Annotated in this window: 16 protein-coding genes; 6 read left to right on the forward strand and 10 right to left on the reverse strand. The window is 72.2% G+C overall.

Features of this window, described 5'->3' with window-relative positions:
* Positions 1 to 4 precede the first annotated feature (4 nt).
* A complete protein-coding gene (locus tag MKK55_RS28125) occupies positions 5 to 2,356 on the reverse strand; it encodes a TonB-dependent receptor family protein (protein ID WP_243938991.1) in 2,352 nt (783 codons plus the stop codon).
* A gap of 330 nt (positions 2,357 to 2,686) precedes the next feature.
* Between MKK55_RS28125 and MKK55_RS28130 the strand changes: the two genes are divergently transcribed.
* The 3 genes from MKK55_RS28130 to gyrB all read left to right on the forward strand — a co-directional run bounded on the left by MKK55_RS28130 (position 2,687) and on the right by gyrB (position 6,951).
* Complete coding sequence (locus MKK55_RS28130) at positions 2,687 to 3,331, forward strand: MBL fold metallo-hydrolase (protein ID WP_147725689.1); 645 nt, start codon at positions 2,687 to 2,689, stop codon at positions 3,329 to 3,331.
* Positions 3,332 to 3,336: 5 nt separating this feature from the next.
* Complete coding sequence (locus MKK55_RS28135) at positions 3,337 to 4,296, forward strand: aldo/keto reductase (RefSeq protein WP_243938993.1); 960 nt, start codon at positions 3,337 to 3,339, stop codon at positions 4,294 to 4,296.
* 177 nt (positions 4,297 to 4,473) lie between these two features.
* Positions 4,474 to 6,951, forward strand: a complete 2,478-nt coding sequence (gene gyrB / locus MKK55_RS28140) for a DNA topoisomerase (ATP-hydrolyzing) subunit B (RefSeq protein WP_243938995.1) — start codon at positions 4,474 to 4,476, stop codon at positions 6,949 to 6,951.
* 196 nt (positions 6,952 to 7,147) lie between these two features.
* Here the strand turns inward: gyrB and MKK55_RS28145 are convergent, their stop codons facing one another.
* The 7 genes from MKK55_RS28145 to MKK55_RS28175 form a co-directional block, all read right to left on the reverse strand.
* A complete protein-coding gene (locus tag MKK55_RS28145; RefSeq protein ID WP_243938996.1) occupies positions 7,148 to 9,064 on the reverse strand; it encodes an ATP-binding protein in 1,917 nt (638 codons plus the stop codon).
* Entirely contained in the window at positions 9,061 to 10,056 is a 996-nt protein-coding gene (locus MKK55_RS28150; protein ID WP_243938998.1) for an ATP-binding protein, read from the reverse strand. Before MKK55_RS28150 ends, MKK55_RS28145 begins: the two co-directional genes overlap by 4 nt.
* 2 nt (positions 10,057 to 10,058) lie before the next feature.
* Entirely contained in the window at positions 10,059 to 10,478 is a 420-nt protein-coding gene (locus MKK55_RS28155; RefSeq protein WP_147842251.1) for an anti-sigma regulatory factor, read from the reverse strand.
* Entirely contained in the window at positions 10,459 to 10,860 is a 402-nt protein-coding gene (locus tag MKK55_RS28160) for an STAS domain-containing protein (protein ID WP_147725694.1), read from the reverse strand. The genes MKK55_RS28155 and MKK55_RS28160 overlap by 20 nt, the downstream gene beginning before the upstream one ends.
* A 4-nt stretch (positions 10,861 to 10,864) precedes the next feature.
* Positions 10,865 to 11,743: an STAS domain-containing protein gene (locus tag MKK55_RS28165; protein ID WP_243938966.1), complete on the reverse strand. Its 879-nt coding sequence runs from the start codon at positions 11,741 to 11,743 to the stop codon at positions 10,865 to 10,867.
* 435 nt (positions 11,744 to 12,178) lie between these two features.
* The gene (locus tag MKK55_RS28170; RefSeq protein ID WP_147858714.1) at positions 12,179 to 12,463 is read right to left on the reverse strand and encodes a hypothetical protein; all 285 of its coding nucleotides are present in this window, start codon (positions 12,461 to 12,463) and stop codon (positions 12,179 to 12,181) included.
* Positions 12,464 to 12,631: 168 nt separating this feature from the next.
* On the reverse strand, positions 12,632 to 14,617 hold the full coding sequence (locus MKK55_RS28175) for an acyl CoA:acetate/3-ketoacid CoA transferase (RefSeq protein ID WP_243939000.1): 1,986 nt from the start codon (positions 14,615 to 14,617) through the stop codon (positions 12,632 to 12,634).
* Between the two features lie 282 nt (positions 14,618 to 14,899).
* On the opposite strand from MKK55_RS28175, the gene rsgA reads away from it, so the two are divergent.
* The 3 genes from rsgA to MKK55_RS28190 all read left to right on the forward strand — a co-directional run bounded on the left by rsgA (position 14,900) and on the right by MKK55_RS28190 (position 19,146).
* Positions 14,900 to 15,931, forward strand: a complete 1,032-nt coding sequence (rsgA, locus tag MKK55_RS28180; protein WP_405042872.1) for a ribosome small subunit-dependent GTPase A — start codon at positions 14,900 to 14,902, stop codon at positions 15,929 to 15,931.
* A 137-nt stretch (positions 15,932 to 16,068) separates the two neighbouring features.
* Positions 16,069 to 17,706 carry an inorganic phosphate transporter gene (locus MKK55_RS28185; protein WP_147858715.1) on the forward strand — a complete coding sequence of 546 codons (1,638 nt, stop codon included), beginning with the start codon at positions 16,069 to 16,071 and terminating at the stop codon, positions 17,704 to 17,706.
* Positions 17,707 to 17,958: 252 nt separating this feature from the next.
* Complete coding sequence (locus MKK55_RS28190) at positions 17,959 to 19,146, forward strand: MFS transporter (protein WP_243939002.1); 1,188 nt, start codon at positions 17,959 to 17,961, stop codon at positions 19,144 to 19,146.
* A gap of 80 nt (positions 19,147 to 19,226) precedes the next feature.
* Here MKK55_RS28190 and MKK55_RS28195 read toward each other — a convergent pair whose 3' ends face one another.
* Positions 19,227 to 21,368, reverse strand: coding sequence for a helicase-related protein (locus MKK55_RS28195; protein ID WP_243939004.1), 2,142 nt, complete (start codon positions 21,366 to 21,368; stop codon positions 19,227 to 19,229).
* A gap of 50 nt (positions 21,369 to 21,418) precedes the next feature.
* The gene (locus tag MKK55_RS28200; protein WP_147843464.1) at positions 21,419 to 21,787 is read right to left on the reverse strand and encodes a thiol-disulfide oxidoreductase DCC family protein; all 369 of its coding nucleotides are present in this window, start codon (positions 21,785 to 21,787) and stop codon (positions 21,419 to 21,421) included.
* Positions 21,788 to 21,832: the final 45 nt, after the last annotated feature.

The following is a 21,832-nucleotide window of genomic DNA, read 5'->3' on the forward strand; positions in this document are numbered from 1 at the left end:
AGGCTCAGAATCGCAGCCGCATCCCGGTCATGAAGATCCGCGGCGGGCCGGCGAAGATCGTGCCGCTCGTGTTCGCGAGCACGGCGCGGCCGTTCTGCAGGCCGCTGACGGGGCTCAGCGTGTTCGCCAGCGGGTTGGCGGCGCCGACATAGGCGGTGTCGAGGACGTTGCGGACCTCGCCGTAGAGGTCGAGGCGCCGGACGTCGCCGACGAGCGCCGTCGCGTAGTGGACGTTGAGGTTCAGGACCGCGAAGCCCGGCACCCGCAGCAGGTTGGCGTTGTCGAGGAAGGATCCGTCCTGCGCCACCGCCTCGGCGTAGGTGCCGAGGCCGGCGAGCGGCCCGGCCGGCACGTCGTATCCGATCCGGGCGAGGAGCTGGTGCTCCGGCACGCCGACGATGCGGTTGCCGGCCCGGTCGAACGCGGCGGTGAGCGGGCCGGCCGCGAGGCGCTCGACGAACCGCGTGTAGACCTGGGCGTCGAAGGTGTAGGCCAGCGTGCCGCGCCAGCCCGAGCCGAGCGCCGCCTCCGCCCCGAGCTCGATGCCGCGGTGCTCCGAGGCCGGCACGTTGAAGGTGTAGGACAGGAGCCCCGCCCCCGGCGACTGGCCGACCAGCTCGTTGCGGAAGAGCTCGTAGAAGCCGGTGAGGCTGACGCGCACGCCCGCCGTCGGGGACCAGTCCGCGCCGAGGTCGAATCCGAGGTTCCGCTGCGACCGGAGCCCGGTGTTGTCGCCGGGGATGCCGGCCGGCGTGACAAACAGGTTGCCGACCGACGGCGTCGCGTAGCCGGCGGCGACCCGGCCGCGCAGGGCCCAGTCCGCATCCGGCCGGTAGACGAGGATCAGCTCGGGCGCGACGTTGACGTAGGTCGGGTCGACCCCGGTGACGGCGGAGGCGGCGCCGGCGGCCGTGTAGGCGAAGGTGGTGTTGCGCCCGGCGATCGCGGTCCGCGTCGCGCCGATCCCGAGCACGGCGGTCCAGCGGTCGGACACGGCGATCTCGGCCCGCGCCCGGCCGCCGAGGTTGTCCTGCATCGCCTCCTGCAGGCCGATAAGCGCGCCGATCCGCGGCCCTCCGTAGGCCGCCCGGTTGAAGGTGGGCGCGCGGATGTCGATGGTGTCGTAGCTCAGCGCGAGGTAGCCGGTGGCGGCCAGCCCGAACAGCTCGCCGCGCCGGGTCAGGTCGGCGGCGAGGTTGACCGAGGGCAGGCTGGCGCGGCCCGCCAGGGTGTAGAACGGCTGGTCGTAGCGGCGCTCGTCGTAGCCGGCCTGGACGCGCCAGGTCGTCTGCGCGTCGACGTCGTGCTCCCAGCGGCCGGCGACGACGGTGCGGCGGTCGTCGCGCCCGAAGCCGCCCTCGTCGGCGGTCACCGCCACGGTCCGTCCGAAGATGCCGTTGCGCAGGATCGCGACCGTCGCGCAGCCGGGCGCCGCCGTCGCGGCGGTCTCGCAGCCGCGCTGGTACGGGTTGAGGGTGAACTGGTTCAGCGACGCGCGCGCCGGCAGCCCGGTGGAGACCACGTTGTCGATCACCTTGAGGGTGAAGCGGTCGTCCGGGCTCGGGGTGTAGCTCGCCAGCAGGTTGACGGTCTGGGTGTCGAAGCTCGCATGGCCCTGGTAGCCGTTGCCGCGCGCGTCGCTGGAAAACAGGCTGATCTCGAACGGGCCGCTCGCCTGGCCGACGGCGAAGGACGTGTTGAGGACGCCGAAGCTGCCGGCGTCGACCGCGACCTCGGCGCCGTCGATCTCGCGGCCGGTGCGGGTGCGGAAGGCCAGCGCGCCGCCGCTGGCATAGTTGCCGAACAGGGCCGATTGCGGCCCGCGGAACACGTCGATCCGCGAATAGGCGCGGGGATCCGACAGGTCGAAGCGCGAGGCGCCGTCGGCCTGCGTCACCAGGAACCCGTCCTCCAGCACCACCATGTTGCGGGTGATGCCGGTGGAGCGGGCGTTGTTGCCGCGGATCGAGATCACCACGTCGCGGCCGCCGAGCCCCTGGCGGACGGTGACGCCGGGGCTGTTGGCGAGCACGGCGCCGATCCCCGTCGGCGGCCGGTCGTCGATCGCGCCCGCGCGCCCGATCGACGTCACCACCTGGCCGACGGGGTTCTCGATCGGGCTCGGGGCCGATCCGGGCGGAGCGGACACGCCGAAGCCGCGGGGCTCGTCGGGGCGGGCCTCGCCGACGACGGAGAGCGTGTCGAGGGTGACGCCGTCGTCCGATCCGGATCGGACCTCCGCCTCCGGCCTTGCCGCGGCCTCCGCCCCAGCCGCCGCGGATACGAGCTGGGCCAGCATCAGGGCGGGCACGATCCGGCGGAGGCGGACGCGCCCCCGCAAGCGCCGGAACGCCATCGCGGTCACCCGGTGCGGTCGACGCGCGGCGCGACCGGCAACCGCGCGGCGATGTCGACGATGGCGGGTGGCACGGGCACGGCGCAGATCCGCGAGACGGACGAAGGCGAGTTGGAGGAAGGCGAGACGGACGAAGGATTGTGCACAAAGTTGTATCGGTTGCACCGTCAACCAACCAGCCGGCGGCGGCGCACGCGCGATGAATCGGCCGAGCCGTCGCATTTCGGATACAAGCGCTCCTGCGGTGCGGCCGCCCCCCGGGGTGCGGCTCGACCCGATCGGGGTTAGAACGGGCGGCGCTTCCACCCTCCACTCGGTGAACGGACCACCATGCCAGGCACGCCCCGCGTCGGGATCATCCCGGTCACGCCCTTCCAGCAGAACTGCACCCTGATCTGGGATGCCGCGACCAAGGTCGGCGCCGTGGTCGATCCCGGCGGCGACCTCGACCGGATCGAGGCGGCGATCGCCGAGCAGGGCGTGAGCGTGGAGAAGATCCTGCTGACGCACGGGCATATCGACCATGCCGGCGGCGCGGCCGAGCTGCGCGAGCGCCTCGGCGTGCCGATCGAGGGCCCGCACGAGGCCGACCGCTACCTCCTCGACTCGCTGCCCGAGACCGGCGCCAACTACGGCATCGACGGTGCCCGCGCGGTCGTGCCCGACCGCTGGCTCGACGAGGGCGACGCGGTGACCGTCGGGCCGCTGGCCTTCGACATTCTGCATGCCCCCGGCCATTCGCCCGGCAGCGTGGTGTTCGTCAGCCGCGACGCGCGCTTCGCCCTGGTCGGCGACGTGGTGTTCAAGGGCTCGGTCGGGCGCACCGACCTGCCGGGCGGCAACCACGACCAGCTCATCCGCGCGATCCGTGAGAAGGTGCTGCCGCTCGGCGACGACCTCGCCTTCATCCCCGGCCACGGACCCACCGGGACGCTCGGCGAGGAGCGGGTCTCGAACCCGTTCCTGCAGGGTTGAGCGCCATGGAAACGCGCCCCGTCGGCCGCTCCGGCCTGTCCGTCGCCCCCTTGTGCCTCGGCGCCAACGTCTTCGGCTGGACGGCCGACGAGACCACGTCCTTCGCGATCCTCGACCGCTTCGTCGACGCGGGCTTGAACTTCGTCGACACGGCCGACGTCTACTCGCGCTGGGCCCCCGGGCATGCGGGCGGCGAGTCGGAGGCGGTGATCGGCCGGTGGTTCGCCGCGCGCGGCACGCGGGACAAGGTCGTGCTGGCGACCAAGGTCGGCATGGACATGGGCGGGGGCAGGACCGGCCTCGCGCCCGCGCGCATCGCCGAGGCCTGCGAGGCCTCGCTCCGCCGGCTCCGGACCGACCGGATCGACCTGTACCAGTCGCATGCCGACGACGCGGCGACCCCGCAGGAGGAGACGCTGCGCGCCTACGAGCGCCTGATCCAGGCGGGCAAGGTGCGGGCGATCGGCGCCTCGAATTTTTCCGCCGCGCGCCTGCGCGAGGCGCTGGCCGTCGCGGAACGCGCGGGCCTGCCGCGCTACGAATGCCTGCAGCCCGACTACAGCCTGGCCGAGCGCGGCTACGAGGCCGAGCTCGAGCCGGTCTGCCGCGAGGCCGGGCTCGGCGTGATCGGCTACTTCTCGCTCGCGGCCGGCTTCCTCACCGGCAAGTACCGCTCGGCGGAGTCCGCCGCCGGCCGCGCCCGCGAGAACCGGGTGTCGAAGTACCTGACGCCGAAGGGCTTCGCGCTGCTCGGCGTGCTCGATGCGGTCGCCGCCGAGCACGGCGCCAGCCCGGCGCAGGTGGCGCTCGCCTGGATCATGGCGCGCCCCGGCATCACCGCGCCGATCGCCAGCGCGACCTCGGTGGCGCAGCTCGACGAGCTGATCGGGGCCGCCACGCTGCGCCTCCCGCCCGATGCGATCGCACGCCTCGACGCAGCGACGGCCGGCGGGATTCAGGCCTAACCCGACGTTAAGGCGGCCGCGTCAGAACACGGGACCGAGCCAGGCCGTGCAAGCCTGGAAACGATGCAATTTCAAGGCGGAACGCCTATATGAGGCGGACTGATCGAATCGCAGGCGGGGCTGCTCCCAAGCGGGCGCCGGACCCTCGCGCTCGGACCCGCCTGCCCGAGGACCTTGATGTCTGACCAGAACCCGAACGACCTGTCCCAGGGCGCCGTGCCCCCCGCCGAATTCGTCGACGCCTACGGCGCGGAGTCGATCCGCGTGCTCAAGGGCCTGGATGCCGTGCGCAAGCGCCCCGGTATGTATATCGGCGACACCGACGACGGCTCGGGCCTGCACCACATGGTCTACGAGGTGGTGGACAACGCCATCGACGAGGCCCTGGGGGGCCATGCCGACCTCGTGACCGTGACGCTGAACGCCGACGGCTCCTGCACGGTCTCGGACAACGGCCGCGGCATCCCAGTGGACATCCACAAGGAGGAGGGCGTCTCGGCGGCCGAGGTCATCATGACCCAGCTCCACGCCGGCGGGAAGTTCGACCAGAATTCCTACAAGGTCTCGGGCGGCCTGCACGGCGTCGGCGTCTCGGTCGTCAACGCCCTGTCGCAGTGGCTGCGCCTGCGCATCTGGCGCAACGACAAGGAGCACACGATGGAGTTCCGCCACGGCGACGCCGTGGCCCCGCTCAAGGTCCTCGGCCCCGGCAACGGGCGGAAGGGGACGGAGGTCAGCTTCCTGCCCTCCACCGACACCTTCACGATGATCGAGTTCGACTTCGCGACGCTGGAGAAGCGCCTGCGCGAGCTCGCCTTCCTCAATTCCGGCGTCCGGATCGTGCTGACCGACGCGCGCCACCCCGAGCACCGGCGCGAGGAGCTGTACTACGAGGGCGGGATCGAGGCGTTCGTGCGCTACCTCGACCGCTCGCGCAAGCCGATCGAGGGCGTGTCCAAGCCCGTCATGGTGCGCTCGGAGCGCGACGGCATCCGCGTCGAGGTGGCGTTCTGGTGGAACGACTCGTTCAACGAGACGGTGCTGCCCTTCACCAACAACATCCCGCAGCGCGACGGCGGCACCCACATGGCGGGGTTCCGCGCCGCGCTGACCCGCCAGATCACCGGCTACGCGGAATCGTCGGGCATCGCCAAGCGCGAGAAGATCACCCTCACCGGCGAGGATTGCCGCGAGGGCCTGACCGCGGTGATCTCGGTGCAGGTGCCGGACCCGAAGTTCTCGTCGCAGACCAAGGACAAGCTCGTCTCCTCCGAGGTGCGCCCGGCGGTGGAGAACGTGCTGAACGAGGGCCTGTCGAACTGGCTGGAGGAGAACCCGTCCCAGGCCCGGTCGGTGATGGGCAAGGTGATCCTGGCGGCCTCGGCCCGCGAGGCCGCGCGCAAGGCGCGCGAGACCGTGACCCGCAAGGGCGCGCTCGACATCGCCTCGCTGCCGGGCAAGCTCGCCGACTGCCAGGAGCGCGACCCGAGCAAGTGCGAGATCCTGCTGGTCGAGGGCGACTCGGCCGGCGGCTCGGCCAAGCAGGGCCGCGACCGCACCTTCCAGGCGGTGCTGCCGCTGCGGGGCAAGATCCTCAACGTCGAGCGCGTGCGCGCCGACCGGATGCTCGGCTCGGCCGAGATCGGCACGCTGATCACCGCGCTCGGGGCCGGGATCGGGCGGTCCTCGACCGACCGCGAGGGCTTCAACCCGGACAAGCTGCGCTACCACCGCATCATCATCATGACCGACGCGGACGTGGACGGCTCGCACATCCGCACCCTGCTCCTGACCTTCTTCTTCCGGCAGATGCCGGAGCTGATCGAGCGCGGCCACCTCTACATCGCCCAGCCGCCGCTCTACAAAGCCGAGCGCGGGCGCAAGGCGCTCTACCTCAAGGACGAGCGCGCCCTCGAGGACTACCTGATCGACCAGGGCGTCGAGGGCGCGACCCTGACGCTGGCCTCGGGCGCGGCCTTCGGCGGCCCGCAGCTCAAGACGCTGGTCGAGGAGGCCCGCACCTTCCGCGGCATTCTGCTCGGCCTGCACACCCGCTACGACCGCTCGGTGGTCGAGCAGGCGGTGCTGGCCGGCGCCTTCCGGCCGGAGGCGGCCGAGCACGCGGGCGAGGCCGAGGTCCTGGCCGACGTCACGGCCAGGCGCCTCGACGCCATCGCCGACGACATCGAGCAGGGCTGGCAGGGCGAGGCGTCGGAGGGCGGCTACGTCTTCGGGCGCACGCTGCGCGGCGTGCGCCAGATCGCGACGCTCGATGCCGGCCTCATCGCCTCGCAGGAGGCGCGCCGCCTCGCCGACCGCGCCGATGCGCTCCGCGAGATCTACGGCGAGCCGGTCACCTTCTCGCGCAAGGGCGAATCGACGGTCCTGCATGGGCCGGTCGCGCTGTTCGAGGCGGTGATGGCGTTCGGCCGGAAGGGGCTCCAGCTCCAGCGCTACAAGGGCCTGGGCGAGATGACCGCGCAGCAGCTGTGGGAGACGACGCTCGACCGCGACATCCGCTCGCTGCTCCAGGTCAAGGTCAAGGACACCACCGACGCCGACGACCTGTTCGTCAAGCTGATGGGCGACGTGGTCGAGCCCCGGCGCGAGTTCATCCAGGAGAACGCGCTCAGCGTGGCCAACCTCGACGTGTGATCCGTCGGTGCGAGACGCGTCCGGCCGACGGCCGGACGACGCTCCCACGGACCTCGGTGTCCGCTGTATCGGATGTCAGGACAGCCCGTTCGCGCCGAGAGCCCGGCGCATGTCGAGCTTGTCGCGGATCCCGTACTCCGCGAGGGCGGCGAGCGGTCGCGCTCGGACAGCGCGGCGGGCGCCGTCTGATCCTGCGTCATCGGCCGTGCTCCGGGGGGTCGGGGGCCGGGGATGCGGTGCCGATGATCCGGCGCAGGACCCGGCCGACCTGCGCTGCCGAGTAGGGCTTGTGCAGCAGCTCGAAGCCGTGGCTGTCCTCGCGGGCGAGCACGTGGCTGTAGCCCGAGGCCAGCACCACCGGCAGGGCCGGGATGCGGAGGCGCAACGCCTTGGCGAGCTCGATGCCGCCCATGCCGGGCATGACGACGTCGGAGAAGACGGCCCGGAAGCCGGCCCCGTCCGTCCCGAGGCGCGCGAGCGCCTCCTCCGCGTTGACCACCCATTCGGGCGCGTAACCGAGGTCCTCGAGGATCTGCGAGCAGAAGGCGCCGACCTCGAGGTTGTCCTCCACGAGCAGGATGCGCTGGCCCAGCCCCGCCGGCGACAGGGCGGCGTCGGGGTCGGCGACGGCGGCCTCGACCGCCTCCGACGAGACCTCGGGCAGGTAGAGGGTGAAGGTCGTGCCCCGGCCGATCTCGCTCGTCACGTCGACGTCGCCGCCGGACTGCTTGGCGAAGCCGAACACCTGGGAGAGCCCGAGCCCCGTGCCGCGCCCGATGTCCTTGGTGGTGAAGAACGGCTCGAAGATGCGCCCGAGCACGTCGAGGGGAATGCCCGAGCCGGTGTCGGCGAGCGAGACCGCGGCGAACGGCCCGCGCGAGCCGGCATGGCCCCGGATCGTCGGCATGGCCTGCCCGGCCGCCACCCGCATCGTCAGCGTCCCGCTGCCGTCCATCGCGTCGCGGGCGTTGACGGCGATGTTCACCAGGGCCGTCTCGAACTGGTTGAGGTCGGCGCGCACCAGGGCCGGCCTGTCCGACGCCTCGACCCGGACGCGGATGCGCGCGCCGGTGATGGTGTCGAGCATCTCGGCCACGCCGTTCAGGCACGCCCCAACCTCGAACACCTCCGGCTTGAGGGATTGCCGGCGCGCGAAGGCCAGGAGCTGCCCGGTGAGCTTGGCGGCGCGGTCGACCGTGTCGGAGACGGCGTCCATGTAGCGCTTGCGCCGGTCCTCCGGCAGGTCCGGCCGGCGCAGGAAGTCGACGGACGAGCGGATGATGGTCAGCAGGTTGTTGAAGTCGTGCGCCACGCCGCCGGTCAGCTGGCCGACCGCCTCGAGCTTCTGCGATTGCCGGAGGTCCTGCTCCATCCGCTCGCGCTCGGCCGCCTCGGCGAGGAGCCGGGCGTTCGCCGCGGCGAGCTCGGCGGTGCGGGCCGCCACCTGGCTCTCGAGGAGGGCCCCCGCCTCGCGGAGGAGGGCGGCCTGCGCCTCCAGCTCCGCGTGGAGCGCCACCACGCCCCGGTTGGTGTCGGACAGCTCCCGGTTCAGGCGCTGGGCTTCCTCCTCGCGTTCGGCGAGCTCGGCGAGGCTGCGCAGGAGCTCGCGGTTCTGCTCGCGCATGGCGGTCGCCGGCTCGTCCGTCCGGGCCCGGGCGACGTCGTCGGCCAGGGTGGTCAGCCGGCGCCCCGTGAAGGTCTCGGAGCCGAACGGCAGCCGCATCCCGAACGTCACCATCGTGCCGTGGTCGACGACGGATTCGATCTCGAAGCGGTTCATCAGCCGGCGCGACCCGGTGATGCCGATGCCGAGCCCGGTGGTCGAGCGGTAGCGCCCCTCCAGGATGGCATCGAGATGCGGGATGCCGGGCCCCGCGTCGCGGACGCGGATCAGCAGGATCTGGCCGCCCTCCACCGCGTCGAGGCCGTACTCGACCCGACCGCCGCCGGCGTAGCCGTAGGCGTTGCGCGCGATCTCGGACAGGGCAGTGGCGATCCGGGTCTGGTCCTGGACGCCGAAGCCGAGGCGCTCGGCCAGCCCGCGCACCCGCTGGCGCACCGCGATGATGTCGTCCTCGTGCTCGACCAGGCTCGAGAGCAGCGGCCACCTCATGCCGGGTCCCCCCGCACGACCAGCACAGTGGCGTCGTCGCGGGCGCGGGCGAAGTCGCGCAGGATGACCCCGGCCACGAGGGTCGGGTGGGCGCCGGCGAGGCCCGGATGGGCGTCGAGGGACCAGCCCGTCGCGATGCCGTCGGAGCAGAGCACGAACACGTCCCGCGCCTGCATCGGGTACTCGAACTCCTGGATCCGCCGGGCCGCGTGGCCGGCCGTCCCGGCCAGGCTGACCGTCCGCTTCATCGCCGCGCCGGAGACCACCGCCCCGGCGACGTTGCCGATGCCGGCCAGCGCGAGGGTGGCACGATCCCGGGCGTAGCGCGCGACGGAGATCGCGCCGCCCCGGGTGTGGGAGAGGCCCGCGTGGATGGCGGCGAGGATCGCGGCGGGCGGCTCGTCGCGATGGCGCCGGAACAGCTTGAGGGCCTCCTCGGACGCCTTGGCGGCCTCCGGCCCGTGGCCGAGGCCGTCCGACACGATGGCGGTCCAGCCGTCGTCGCGCTCGCGCACGGCGTAGGCGTCGCCGTTGGCGGTCTCGCCCTTCAGCGGCACCGTCACCGCGCCGAAGCCGGGCACGCCGTCCGGGGTGCGCGTCCTGTCGATCGACAGGCGCGCCAGCACCGCGGTGCCGAGGCCGGGCCGGGAGACGATGTCGAAGGCGTCGGAAAGGCGACGCACCGCGCCGAGCCCTTCGCCGGCGCTGCCGCCGGTGGAATGGCCGTCGCGCAGGGCGAGGCCGAGATCCTGGCAACCGTTGCCCTTGTCGAGGGCGAGGATCTCGACCCCCGAGCCGGTCCCGTCCTCGTAGGTGCCCACCAGAACCTCGCCCGGCACGCCGTACTTGACGACGTTGGTGGCGAGCTCGGTGACGACCAGGGCCACGCGTCCGGCCGCGGTCTCGTCGAAGCCGATGCCCTGCGCCACGGCGACGGCGCGCCGCCGCGCCTCGGCCACCTGGCTCGCTTCCGTCACGGTGATCCGGTGCATGCTCACTTCCACCGCGCGATCGTCACGCGGGTGCCGGCTCCGGGGGTCGACGCGATGTGGAACTCGTTCGAGAGCCGCTTGGCGCCGCCCAGACCGAGGCCGAGCCCGCCGCCGGAAGTGTAGTGGTCGGTCATCGCCTGATCGATGTCGGCGATGCCGGGGCCCTGATCCTCGAAGGTCAGGCGCAGGCCCCGGCGCGTCCCGGCCTGGACAATCTCCGCGTGGACGTGGCCGCCCCCGCCGTAGTCGAGGGTGTTGCGCGCGAGCTCGCTCGCGGCGGTGACGATCTTGGTCTGGTCGACGAGCCCGAGGCCGATCTCGATGGCGAGCGCGCGGACCCGCTGGCGCACCCGCACGACGTCGTCGCCCGAGCGGATCGCGAGGGTCTCGGCCTTGGGGGGCTCAGCCTTCGTGGCCTTCACGGTCGCCCCCGCAGCCGTCCTCCTCCTCGGCGAGCCGCGCCTGGATCAGCGCCATGCCGCGCTCGACGTTGAGGGCGGTCTTGATGCCGGTCAGCTCCAGGCCGAGCTCGACCAGGGTGATGGCGACCGCCGGCCGCATGCCGGCCACGACCGTCTCCGCGTCGAGGACGCGCGAGACGGCGGCGATGCTCACCAGCATGCGCCCGATGAAGGAATCAACGATTTCCAGCGCCGAGATCTCGAGCAGGACGCCGCGTGCGCCGGTGCGCGCGATCATCGCGGTGAGGTCCTCCTCCAGCGCAAGGGCGAGGCGGTCGTGCATGTCGACCTGGATGGTGACGATGAGGGCGCCACCCAGCTTGAGGATCGGGATGCGGTCCATGGCGTCAGCCGCGTCCCTCGATGGAGGCCTGCTGGCGCACCACCTTGCGGCCGGTCCGCCTCAGGGCGACGGCGAAGGCGTCGGCCAGGGTCGCCTTCGAGACGACGTTCAGCTCGACGCCGAGATGGACCATGGTCTGGGCGATCTGGGGCCGGATGCCGGAGACGATGCAGTCGGCGCCCATCAGCCGCGCCGCCGCGACGGTCTTCAGCAGGTGCTGCGCCACCAGGGTGTCGACGGTCGGCACGCCGGTGATGTCGATGATGGCGATCTCGGCCTCCTCGTCGACGATCGCCTGGAGCAGGTTCTCCATCACGACGCCGGTCCGGGCGCTGTCGAGGGTGCCGATGAGCGGCAGCGCGAGGATACCGTCCCAGAGCCGGACCACCGGGGTCGAGAGCTCGGCGATCTCCTGGCCCTGGCGCCCGATCACCTCCTCGCGGCTGGCCAGGAACACCTCCATGGTGTGCAGGCCGAGCCGATCGAGCACCCTACTCGCGGCCCGGGTCCCCGCCGCCAGCGTCGCCGCGTCCGTCGCGTGGGCCTTCTCGAGGGCCTCGAAGACCGGCGGCTTGAGAGAATACACGAAGTTGGCCGTGTCGGTCGGCGTGAAGCCCTGGATCGCCCGCGAGCGCGAGATGTCGGCGAGGGTGTCGCGGAGCTGGGCGAAGCCCTCCGCGTCGGCGTCGAGCCCGCCCGCGGCGAAAGCGTCCCGAAGCTGGCGATAGACCGCCCTGGCCTGGGTCTGGAGCTCGGCCTCGCGGATGCGGCCGCTCTGAAGGGATGTCCCCTCCCGAAGGGACACGGTCCAGGCATCGAGGATGGCGGCCTCGTCGTCCGCGAGCGTCCGCTTCAGGACCTCGGCGCCATCGATACGCGTCATGTCTTCCCCCTGTCGTGATCCAGCATCTACCTGGGTCGTGACCGTTTCGATAGGCTGCATCGCCGCCAAGTCCGGTCTCTCTCGGGGCAATGCTTGCATTCGGATCAGTGAAAAGAAAGATTTCCCACGCCCGGAACCATCATCGGCCCGGACCGTCCTCGCGCGCCGCGAGACGGATGCGGCGAGGCGCCGCCTGGATTTGAGGTGCTGCGTGACTTTGAAGAGCTTGGCCAAGCTCTTGGCCAAGCGCTTGGCAGAGCCGGAGAAATCGCGTCGGCGACGACGTCCGGCCGGCGTGGAGGAGACGGCTCTCATGGTCGGGCGCCAGCGTCCGGGCGGACGGCGGCTTGCCCGTGGAACCCGGTGACGCCTCGGACGAAGCGGAGACCGACGGCGCGCTGCGCGGCCCGCCGGTCGAGGGCGGCCTCCGACCCGTCAGGGCGTCGGATCGGCCGCCGCGACGGCGTCGTCGAGCTTCCGCAACAGCGTGCAGAGCTGCTCGGAGGGCGGCGGCGTCGGCAGGGCCTCGTACATCGCGCGCAACGTGCGACCGAGATGCCGCTCGGTCGCGTTCACGGGCGAGGCGTAGAGCCAACGACTCTCGAAGAAGGGCACGGTCGTCTCGCTTTCGGCGTCGGGCAGGGCTGCGTCCCGGCGACCCTGCCCGATCGACGGATTCGATCCGGCGTCGCGGCAGCCCCCGACATCAGACTTAGCCAAGCGTGCTCATCGCCCGGAGTTCCCGTCACGGGTTCGATGACAGGCATGCGTCCGATCGATGCTTGCGCCATCTTGATGAGCCGAGCCTTCAGGCTCGACCCGACTTGGCCGAGACGCGCAGGATCCGGGCGCCGACGCTCGCGTCCCGGCGTCCGGCCGGACCTCCGATCACTCGGCCGCGCGGAGCGGGCGCTCGCCGACCTCGGCCTGCGCGGCCTCGCGCTCGGCGGCTTCGAGGAAGGCGTGCGCCTCCGAGCGGCGCTCGAAGACGTGCGGGGCGAGGCCGCGGCGGCTCAGGGCCTCCTGCATCTTCAGGCGCAGGAAGGCGCTCGTCGCGTAGCGCGTCGTCGTGAGGTAGTGGTACTTCGACAGGTACTCGATCATCTCGGCGTAGTCGTCGTAGAGGTTCTCGCCGATGCGGAACCCGTCGTGGTTGACCACCGAGTTCACCCGCTGCCCGGCCTTCAGGCAGGCGGTCTCGAGCACCTGACGCAGCGCGTCGATGTCGCCCTTCGAGCGGACCTGCCAGCCTTCGAGGTTGACGAACAGCAGGTTGCGCGCCGGGTCGTAGCTCACCCGGTCGGGCAGGTTGAGGTTCAGGAGGTCGGCGAGCAACTCCATCGGCTCGTCGCGGAAGATGCGCGGGTCCATCGGGATCGGGTTCTCGATCACCGGCGTGAAGTCCATGTGGGCGAGGATGTCGCGGCCGATGTCGATGCCCGGCGCCACCTCGATCAGCTCCAGCCCGGCCTGGGTCAGGTTGAAGACGCAGCGTTCCGTCACGTAGAGCACCGGCTGCCGCCGCTCCTGCGCGAACGGCCCGCTGAAGGTGTTCTGCTCGACGGATCCGACGAACTTGCGCGAACGGCCCTCCTGCACGATCCGCAGGCGGCCCTCGTCGATCTCGGTGACGAGGCCGCCGGAGGTGAAGGTGCCGGCGAACACCACCTTGCGCGCGTTCTGCGAGATGTTGATGAAGCCGCCGCAGCCGTTGAGCCGCCCGCCGAAGCGGCTGGTGTTGACGTTGCCGGCGCCGTCGCACTCGGCCATGCCGAGGCAGGTCATGTCGAGGCCGCCGCCGTCGTAGAAGTCGAACATCTGGTTCTGGTCGATGATCGAGTCGGCGTTGGTGGCCGCGCCGAAGCTCGAGCCCGAGGCGAGCACGCCGCCCACGGCGCCGGCCTCCGTCGTCAGGGTGATGTAGGGGGTGACCTTCTCCTCGTTGGCGATCGAGGAGATGCCTTCGGGCGCGCCGACGCCGAGGTTGACCACGCCGTTCGGCGGCAGCTCGAACGCGGCGCGGCGGGCGATGATCTTGCGCGCTTCGAGCGTCATCCGCTTCAGGCCGGTGACCGGCACGCGGATCTCGCCGGCGAGCGCCGCGTCGTGCTGCACGCCGTAGTTCATGCGGTGCTGCTCGGGCGGCGCCACCACGACGCAATCGACCAGGATGCCCGGCACGCGCACGTCCTTGGGCTTGATCGAGCCCTGCTCGACGATGCGCTCGACCTGCGCGATGACGATGCCGCCGTTGTTGCGGGCGGCCATCGCCTGGGCGAGGTTGTCCAGCGTCAGCGCCTCCTTGGAGACGCAGAGGTTGCCCGACGGGTCGGCGCTGGTGGCGCGGATGAAGGCGACGTCGATCTTGGTGGCCCGGTAGAACAGCCACTCCTCGCCCTCGACCTCCACGACCTTGACGATCTCGTCGGTCGTCAGGGTGTTCACGCGGCCGCCGCCGTGGCGCGGGTCGACGTAGGTGTGGAGGCCGACCTTCGAGAACAGGCCGGGCTGGCCGGCGGCGCAGGCCCGGTAGAGCTGCGAGATCACCCCTTGCGGCAGGTTGTAGCCGCGGATGCGGTTGTCCTGCGCGGCCTGCGCCACCTTGGGCATCCGCCCGAAGTTCGCCGCGATCACCCGCCCGAGCAGGCCCTCGTGGTGGAGGCGCCCGGTGCCGAGGCCTTTGCTGTCGCCGGCGCCGGCGGTCATGATCAGGGTGAGGTTGCCGGGCGCGCCGGTCTCGACGAAGCGCTTCTCCAGGGCCGCGTGCAGCGCCTCGGGGATGCAGCTCTGCACGAAGCCCGTCGTCGTGACGACGTCGTCGGTGCGGATGAGGGCGATCGCCTCGTCGGCGCTGACGATCTTGTTCTTCTTCACGCGACTCTCCCTGCCGACGACCGTTCCGGTCTTGCGGCCACTGCCTTGCGGCACCTGTTGGCTCAGGCTCTATTCTTGACGGACCGCGACGGCTCGGCTGCACGGGACCGCTCGGGGGGAGGTTAGGGCAAGCCAAGGCTGCCCTGCAAACGAACATTATTTGTCGCGACGTTGAAATTAACTCGTTCTTCCACGCGCAGAATATTGAATTCAAACCCTGCGCCTTCGGCATCCCGCGGCGCTTCCGCACGCGCGCGGCTCACTGGTCAGCCGGCCGGCGCCGTGTCATGGGCTGAAGCCGTGACCGATGATCCCCACGCCCTCCGCGCCGCAGAAGCGGCCAGCCTCGGCTGGTCCGGCTTCTTCGAGGACCAGTGCGAGGCCGCCGATGCCGGCTTCGCGCCGATGCGGATCGCCCTGGTCCACCGCTCCCGGTTGACGGCGCTGTCGGCCGCCGGCCCCGTCGAGCTGATCCTGCCGGTCCACGCCAGCACCGGCGACGTCACCGTCGGCGACTGGGTCCTGGCCGATCCGCGGACGCTGACCCTGCACCGCCGATTGTCGCGGAGGACCGTGCTGCAGAGGCGCACCGAGGGCGGCAAGGTCCCGCAGGCCGCGGCCGCCAACGTCGACACCCTGTTCGTCGTCACCTCGTGCAACGCCGACTTCAACCCGGCCCGCCTGGAGCGCTACCTCGCCCTGGCCAACCAGGGCGGCACCGACCCGGTGATCCTGCTGACCAAGGCCGACCTGACCGACGACGTCGAGGCCTACCGCCGGCAGGCCGCCGCCCTCCAGCGCGGGCTGTCGGTGGTCGGCGTCAACCCGCGCCGCCCGGACGCCGCGGCGGCGCTGGCGCCCTGGTGCGGGCCCGGGCAGACCGTCGCGCTCGTCGGCTCGTCCGGCGTCGGCAAGTCGACGCTCGTCAACACCCTGGCCGGGCCCGGCCAGGACGCGCCGCAGGAGACCGGCGCGATCCGGGAGCACGACGCCAAGGGGCGCCACACCACGACGGGCCGCTCGCTGCACGCGATGGCCGGGGGCGGCTGGGTGATCGACACGCCGGGGATGCGCACGCTCCACGTCAGCGACGCCGCGGAGGGGATCGACACGCTGTTCGCCGAGATCACCGAGCGCGCGCCCGACTGCCGGTTCCGCGACTGCACCCACGCGCACGAGCCGGGCTGCGCGGTGCAGGCCGCCATCGCCGACGGAACCCTCGACCCCGACCGCCTGGACCGCTGGCGCAAGCTCGTCGCGGAGAATCGCGACAAGACCCCGGCCACGGCGCCGCGGCGCCCGCGCAGGCACTGAGCGCTCGACCGGTATTCGCCGGCTCTTGACCGGGTCGTCCGGCGCGGATCGACTGTCCTTTCGCGCGCCGTCACCGGACCGTCACGCACGCGACCTATCCGAAGGCGTTCGAAGTCCGATCGCCGTCGAGATCCGTCATGTCCGATTCTGCCCGCCTGACACCGCACCTGTCGGGCGCCGAACCGAGGCGGCGCCCGGGTCCGACGCTCGATCGCGGCCTGCATCCGGGCGGGATCGTCGCGTTCCTGCTGATCCTGGTGGCGGGCCTGGTCTACGCCGGCGTCAGCCTGATCACCGACATGAACGCGGTCGGCCAGACGCCGCTGGCGATCGGCGCCTTCGTGCTCCTCGGCCTCGCCCTGCTGATCGCGCTGGCCTTCGAGTTCGTGAACGGCTTCCACGACACCGCCAACGCGGTGGCGACCGTGATCTACACCCACTCGATGCCGCCGCTCGTGGCGGTGATCTGGTCCGGCGCCTTCAACTTCCTCGGCGTGATGCTGTCCTCGGGCGCGGTGGCCTACGCCATCGTCACGCTGCTGCCGGTGGAGCTGATCCTGCAGGTCGGGTCGGGCGCCGGCTACGCGATGATCTTCGCGCTGCTCATCGCCGCGATCGTCTGGAACCTCGGCACCTGGGCCTTCGGCCTGCCGAACTCCTCGTCGCACGCGCTGATCGGCTCGGTGATCGGCGTCGGGCTGGCCAACCAGCTGATGGCGCCGGAAGGCTCCGCGACCTCGGGCGTCGACTGGGCCCAGGCGCTCGGCGTGTTCAAGGCGCTGCTGTTCAGCCCGCTCATTGGCTTCGTCGCGGCGGCCCTCCTGCTGCTGGCGCTCAAGCTCACCGTGCGGCGCAAGGACCTATACGAGGCGCCCGAGGGCGACACGCCGCCCCCGCTCTGGATCCGTTCGCTGCTGATCCTGACCTGCACGCTGGTCTCGTTCTTCCACGGCGGCAACGACGGCCAGAAGGGCATGGGCCTCATCATGCTGATCCTGATCGGCGCGGCGCCCACCGCCTACGCCCTGAACCGCACCATGGCCGACGACACGACGCCGGCCTTCATCCAGACCTCGCAGAGCGCCAGCGCGGTGTTCGCGAGCCACGCCGGGACGACGGCCCAGCCCGACGCGGCGGCCGCCCGCAAGCAGGTCTCGGACGCGCTCAAGACCAAGGACCTGAACCAGCCGGCGGTCTACGGCGCGCTCGCGGCCCTCTCCACCGACATCGCCGCCAACGTGCGGAACTACGGTGCGATCAAGCAGGTGCCGGCGGCGCAGACCTCGAACCTGCGCAACGACATGTACCTCGCCGCCGACGCGATCCGGCTGCTGCCGAAGAACGGCGCCAGCTTCTCGGAGGCCGAGGCCGGCACGCTGAAGGCCTATACCGGCCTGCTCAACGACGGCACGCGCTACATCCCGACCTGGGTGAAGGTCTGCGTCGCGCTGGCGCTGGGCCTGGGCACCATGGTCGGCTGGAAGCGGATCGTGGTCACGGTCGGCGAGAGGATCGGCAAGACCCACCTGACCTACGCGCAGGGCGCCTCGGCCGAGCTCGTCGCCGCCGGCACGATCGGGCTGGCCGAGGTCTACGGCCTGCCCGTCTCGACCACCCACATCCTGTCCTCGGGCGTCGCCGGCACCATGGCGGCCAACGGCTCCGGGCTGCAGATGTCGACGGTGCGCAACATGGCGCTGGCCTGGGTGCTGACCCTGCCGGCGGCGATCACCCTGGCGGGCGTCCTGTTCTTCATCCTCCGCCACGTCTTCTGAGGCCAACGCCTTTCAAAGCCTGCGCATGTCCCGCTCGTCGCCCCGGGATCGCCCGCGGCGATCACCCGGACGCGTCTGACCGGATCGTGCGCCCGGCCGGGCGAGGGCGCGCGCGGTCGGGTTTCAGGGGCGGCGCCTTGCATGCCGACGGCCGGCTCCACGGCCTCGGCGGGGCTGCAAACCCGGTCGATGTCGGCTAGGCCGGGACCGATCCGGCCTCCTCGGCCGGGCGTTCGCGAGCCGCGGCCCAGCATGCCTCCCACCTCCTCGATCGCTCGCCTGATCCTGGTGCTCGCGGCCGCGGGCTTCTCCAGCACCTTCGCGTGGCGCTCGGTCGAGCCGCTGGTCGGCGTGCTGGCGCGCGACCTGCGCAGCGACGCCCACACCGTGGCGCTGCTCTCGACCGCCTTCGCGCTGCCCTACGCGCTGATCCAGCCGATCCTCGGGCCGGTGGGCGACGCGGTCGGCAAGGAGCGGGTCATCACCGCGTGCCTCGCGGTGCTGGTGGCGGCGCTGGTCGGCTGCGCCTTCGCCGAAGACCTGCGCCTGCTCTTCGGCCTGCGGATGGTGGCGGGCGCCGCGGCCGGCGGGGTGATCCCGCTGGCGCTCGCCCTGATGGGCGACCGGGTGCCGATGGAGCGCCGCCAGGTGGCGATCGGCCGCTTCCTCGTCGCGGTGATCCTCGGGCAGCTCTCGGGCTCGACCTTCGCCGGGCTGATCGAGGGGCAGGTCGGCTGGCACGGCGTGTTCGCGATCAACGCCGCGGTCGCCGTGCTCGGCTGCGCCGCGACCCTGCTCGGGTTCGACCGGAGCGGCCGCCTCCCGGCGCGACGGCCGGAATTCGGGCTGGCGCTGACGCGCTATCGCGCGATCGTGGCCAACCCGCGCGCGCGGGTGCTGTTCGCGGCGGTGTTCGTCGAGGCGATCGCGGTGTTCGGCATCTTCCCGCACCTCGCGCCGCTGATCGAGGCGCGCGGCGAGGGCGGCCCGCGCGAGGCCGGGCTGGCGCTCGCCGGCTTCGCCGTCGGCGGGCTGATCTACTCCGCCCTCGTCGGCCTGCTGGTCCGGTTCCTCGGGATGCAGCGGATGCTGGTCGGCGGCGGCCTCGTCTGCGCCGGTGCCCTGACCATGATCGGCCTCGCGGGGAGCTGGCAGCTCGACGCGGCCGCCCTCGTCGCGATGGGGCTCGGCTTCTACATGCTGCACAACACGTTTCAGGTGCAGGTGACCGAGGTCGCCCCGACCGCCCGCGCCTCGGCGGTGGCGCTCCACGCCTTCTCGTTCTTCTGCGGGCAGGCGCTCGGCGTCGCCTTGCTCGGCGTCGCGCTCCAGGGCATCGGCCAGCTCGCGGCGCTCGCCGCCTGCGCCGTCACGATCCTCGCCGTCGGGATCGCGACCGCCGTGCTGCTGGCAAGGCCGGCGGGGCAGGGCGCAGAGTAGGTCTCTTCGCGAATCCGCTCGGTTTCGACGCCCACGCGCGCCTTCCCTCCCCCTCTGCGGGGGAGGGAAAGAGCGCCACGTCACGCCGGCACGCGCGGCCGCGCCCGTGCCGCCACGGTGCGCGAGGCCGTCTCGCGCAGGGCCTGCTCGATGGCGGCGTTGGCGCGGCCGCGCAGCAGCTTGGTCGCCTCCGCCTCGTCGAACGTGTCGGGGAAGCGCCGGGCCAGCCAGAGGTAGGCGGCGGCGAGCTTGACCGTGCGTTCGAGGTACTCGAGCTCGCCGCCGACGTTGGCCCTCAGAGCCGGGACGGCGGCGCCGGCCGCGCGGGCCTGGACCCAGCGGTCGAGCACCGCGGTCGAGGCCGGGTCGCGCCGGTCGATCGGGCAGACCGCGAAGGCGAAGGCCTCGCGGATCGGCAGGTGCGCCGTGTCGACCGCGCGCGCCGCCTCCAGCGCCTCCTCCATCGCGGAGGGCTGGAACGGGGACCCCTCGTAGAACGTCGCGCGGGAAAAATGCGTCAGCACCTCGGCGAGCGAGTCGGTGCCGAGTTCGGCCGCCGCCGCCTCGATCGCGATCAGGTCCGGCCGGACGTAGAACCGGGTGTCGGCGGCGGGCGCCGTCGGCGCGCCGGCCAGCGCATCGCGGATCGGGCCGAGGCTCACGTCGTCGGTGGCCGAGACGTGGCCCTCGTCCTGATGGCCGAAGCGCCCGGCCCGGCCGGCGATCTGGCGGATCTCGGGATTGGTGAGCGGGCGGGTCGCCGTGCCGTCCCACTTGGTGACCGCCGAGAAGATCACCCGCTTGAGCGGTCCGAGGTTCAGGCCCATGCCGATCGCGTCGGTGGTGACCAGCACCTCGGCCTCGGCGTTGCGGAACCGTGCCGCTTCCGCCCGGCGCACCTCCGGCGAGAGCGCGCCGTAGATGGTGGCGACGCTGCGCCCGGCCGCCACCAGCGCCTCGCGGTTCTCGTGCACGGCCCGCCGCGAGAAGGCGACGACGGCATCCCCCGGCTTCACGGATTCGAGGGGCACGGGCTCGTCGAGCGCCACCAGCGGGGTCTTGCGCACGAAGGCCACGACGTCGAGCGATTCGCCCGCGGCCTCCGCCGCGCGGCGGACATGCGAGAGCGCGTCGTCCGAGCCGCAGACGATCACGGTCTTCGCCGGGATCCCGAACAGCGCGTTGGTCCAGGCCCAGCCGCGATCGGGGTCGGACAGCATCTGGATCTCGTCGATCACCGCGACCTCGACCGGGCGGCGCAGGTCCGCGGTCTCGATGGTGCGCGCGGTGTGGCTCGGGTCCGGCTCCCCCAGAATCTCCTCGCCGGTGACCATGCCGGCGCGCAGGCCCCGCTCGAGCAGGGCCTCGTAGTTCTCCAGCGCGAGCAGGCGCAAGGGCGCGAGGTAGGTCCCGGTCGGCGCCTTCGCCAGCACCTCCAGCGCCGCGTAGGTCTTGCCGGAATTGGTCGGGCCCATGTGGAAGACGATGCGCCGGTTCAGCCGGCGGGCGGGCACGAACTTGTCGATGTAGGAGCCGAACCCGACCCGGTCGCGCAGGCGGCGACGGCCGGATTCCTCGCGCGCCACCGCCTTCGCCCGCGTCCGCACCGTCTTCAGGGTGTCGAGGATCGCGTGGGCGAGGTTCGGCGCGGGCGTGAAGACGCGGGCGCGCAGCGACCGGTCGAGATGGGCGATGTAGGTCGGCGCGTCCGCCCCGATCTCGTGGAGGTCGTCCCGGATCTGGTCGCGCAGGCGCGCGACCGTGCGGTGGAGCGTGCGCGCCGAGGCCGCCGACGTCTCGGCCAGCGCCCGGCGCAGGTCGTCGAGGCGCCAGGCCGGATCGTTGCCGAGCGCCATCTCCTCCAGGATCTCGGCCGCCGCCTCGCCCGGCGGCCCGTCGAGGCGCAGGTCGAGGCGGCCGTCGTCGAGGAGCGGCAGGCTCACCCGGAGCCGCCAGGCGAGGGCGCCGTCCCGCCCCGGCTCGGCCCGGAGCGCCGGCAGGGCGAGCTTCAGCGCCGCGACGCCGGTCTGCGAGAAGGCCTGGCGCGCCGTCCCGTCGCGGAGCGCCGCGGCGACGGCGGAATCCTCGACGAAGCCGTCCTGCTCGGGCAGGCCCATCCGGACGCGCAGGGCCTCGCGGTCGATCGCGGCCGCCGCGATCCCGAGCCGGTGCAGGGCGTCGGCCAGGATATCGGTCGTCAGGTGGATGCGCTTGCGAGCCATGCCCTACCTTCTCGGCCGCGACGCGCCGGATCAAGCACGCCGGCAGGTTCTCAACGGTTGCGGACGAGCCAGCGGGCGATGCGGGGGCGGAGCGGCAGGAACGCGCGATAGGCGATCTCGGCGAGCGGCAGCACGACCGGGAGCCGCGCGATCCGCGCAAGCCAGCGCCAACGCGGCAGCGCGCTCCACAGCCGGGCGAAGCCCGCCGCCCCCGACCGGAGCCGGCCGTCGGCGTCGCGGACATGGAAGCGGGCGCGGGCCGCCGCACGGTCGAGGTCCGGCCCGAGGGGAGCGCCGTCCGGCGCCACGTCGACGAAGGCGATGCGCTCGGCCCCGCGGCAGCGGCGATAATGCCCGATCTCCGCCCGGCAGAGCGGGCAGGCTCCGTCGTAGTAGACGGTCAGCGTCTCGTCGGGCACGGGATGGTCCTCTTGGCGACCCCCGGGAGATAGGGGGGCAGGGCC

This window comes from Methylobacterium sp. J-059, assembly GCF_022829485.1.
Classification (GTDB): Bacteria; Pseudomonadota; Alphaproteobacteria; order Rhizobiales; family Beijerinckiaceae; genus Methylobacterium.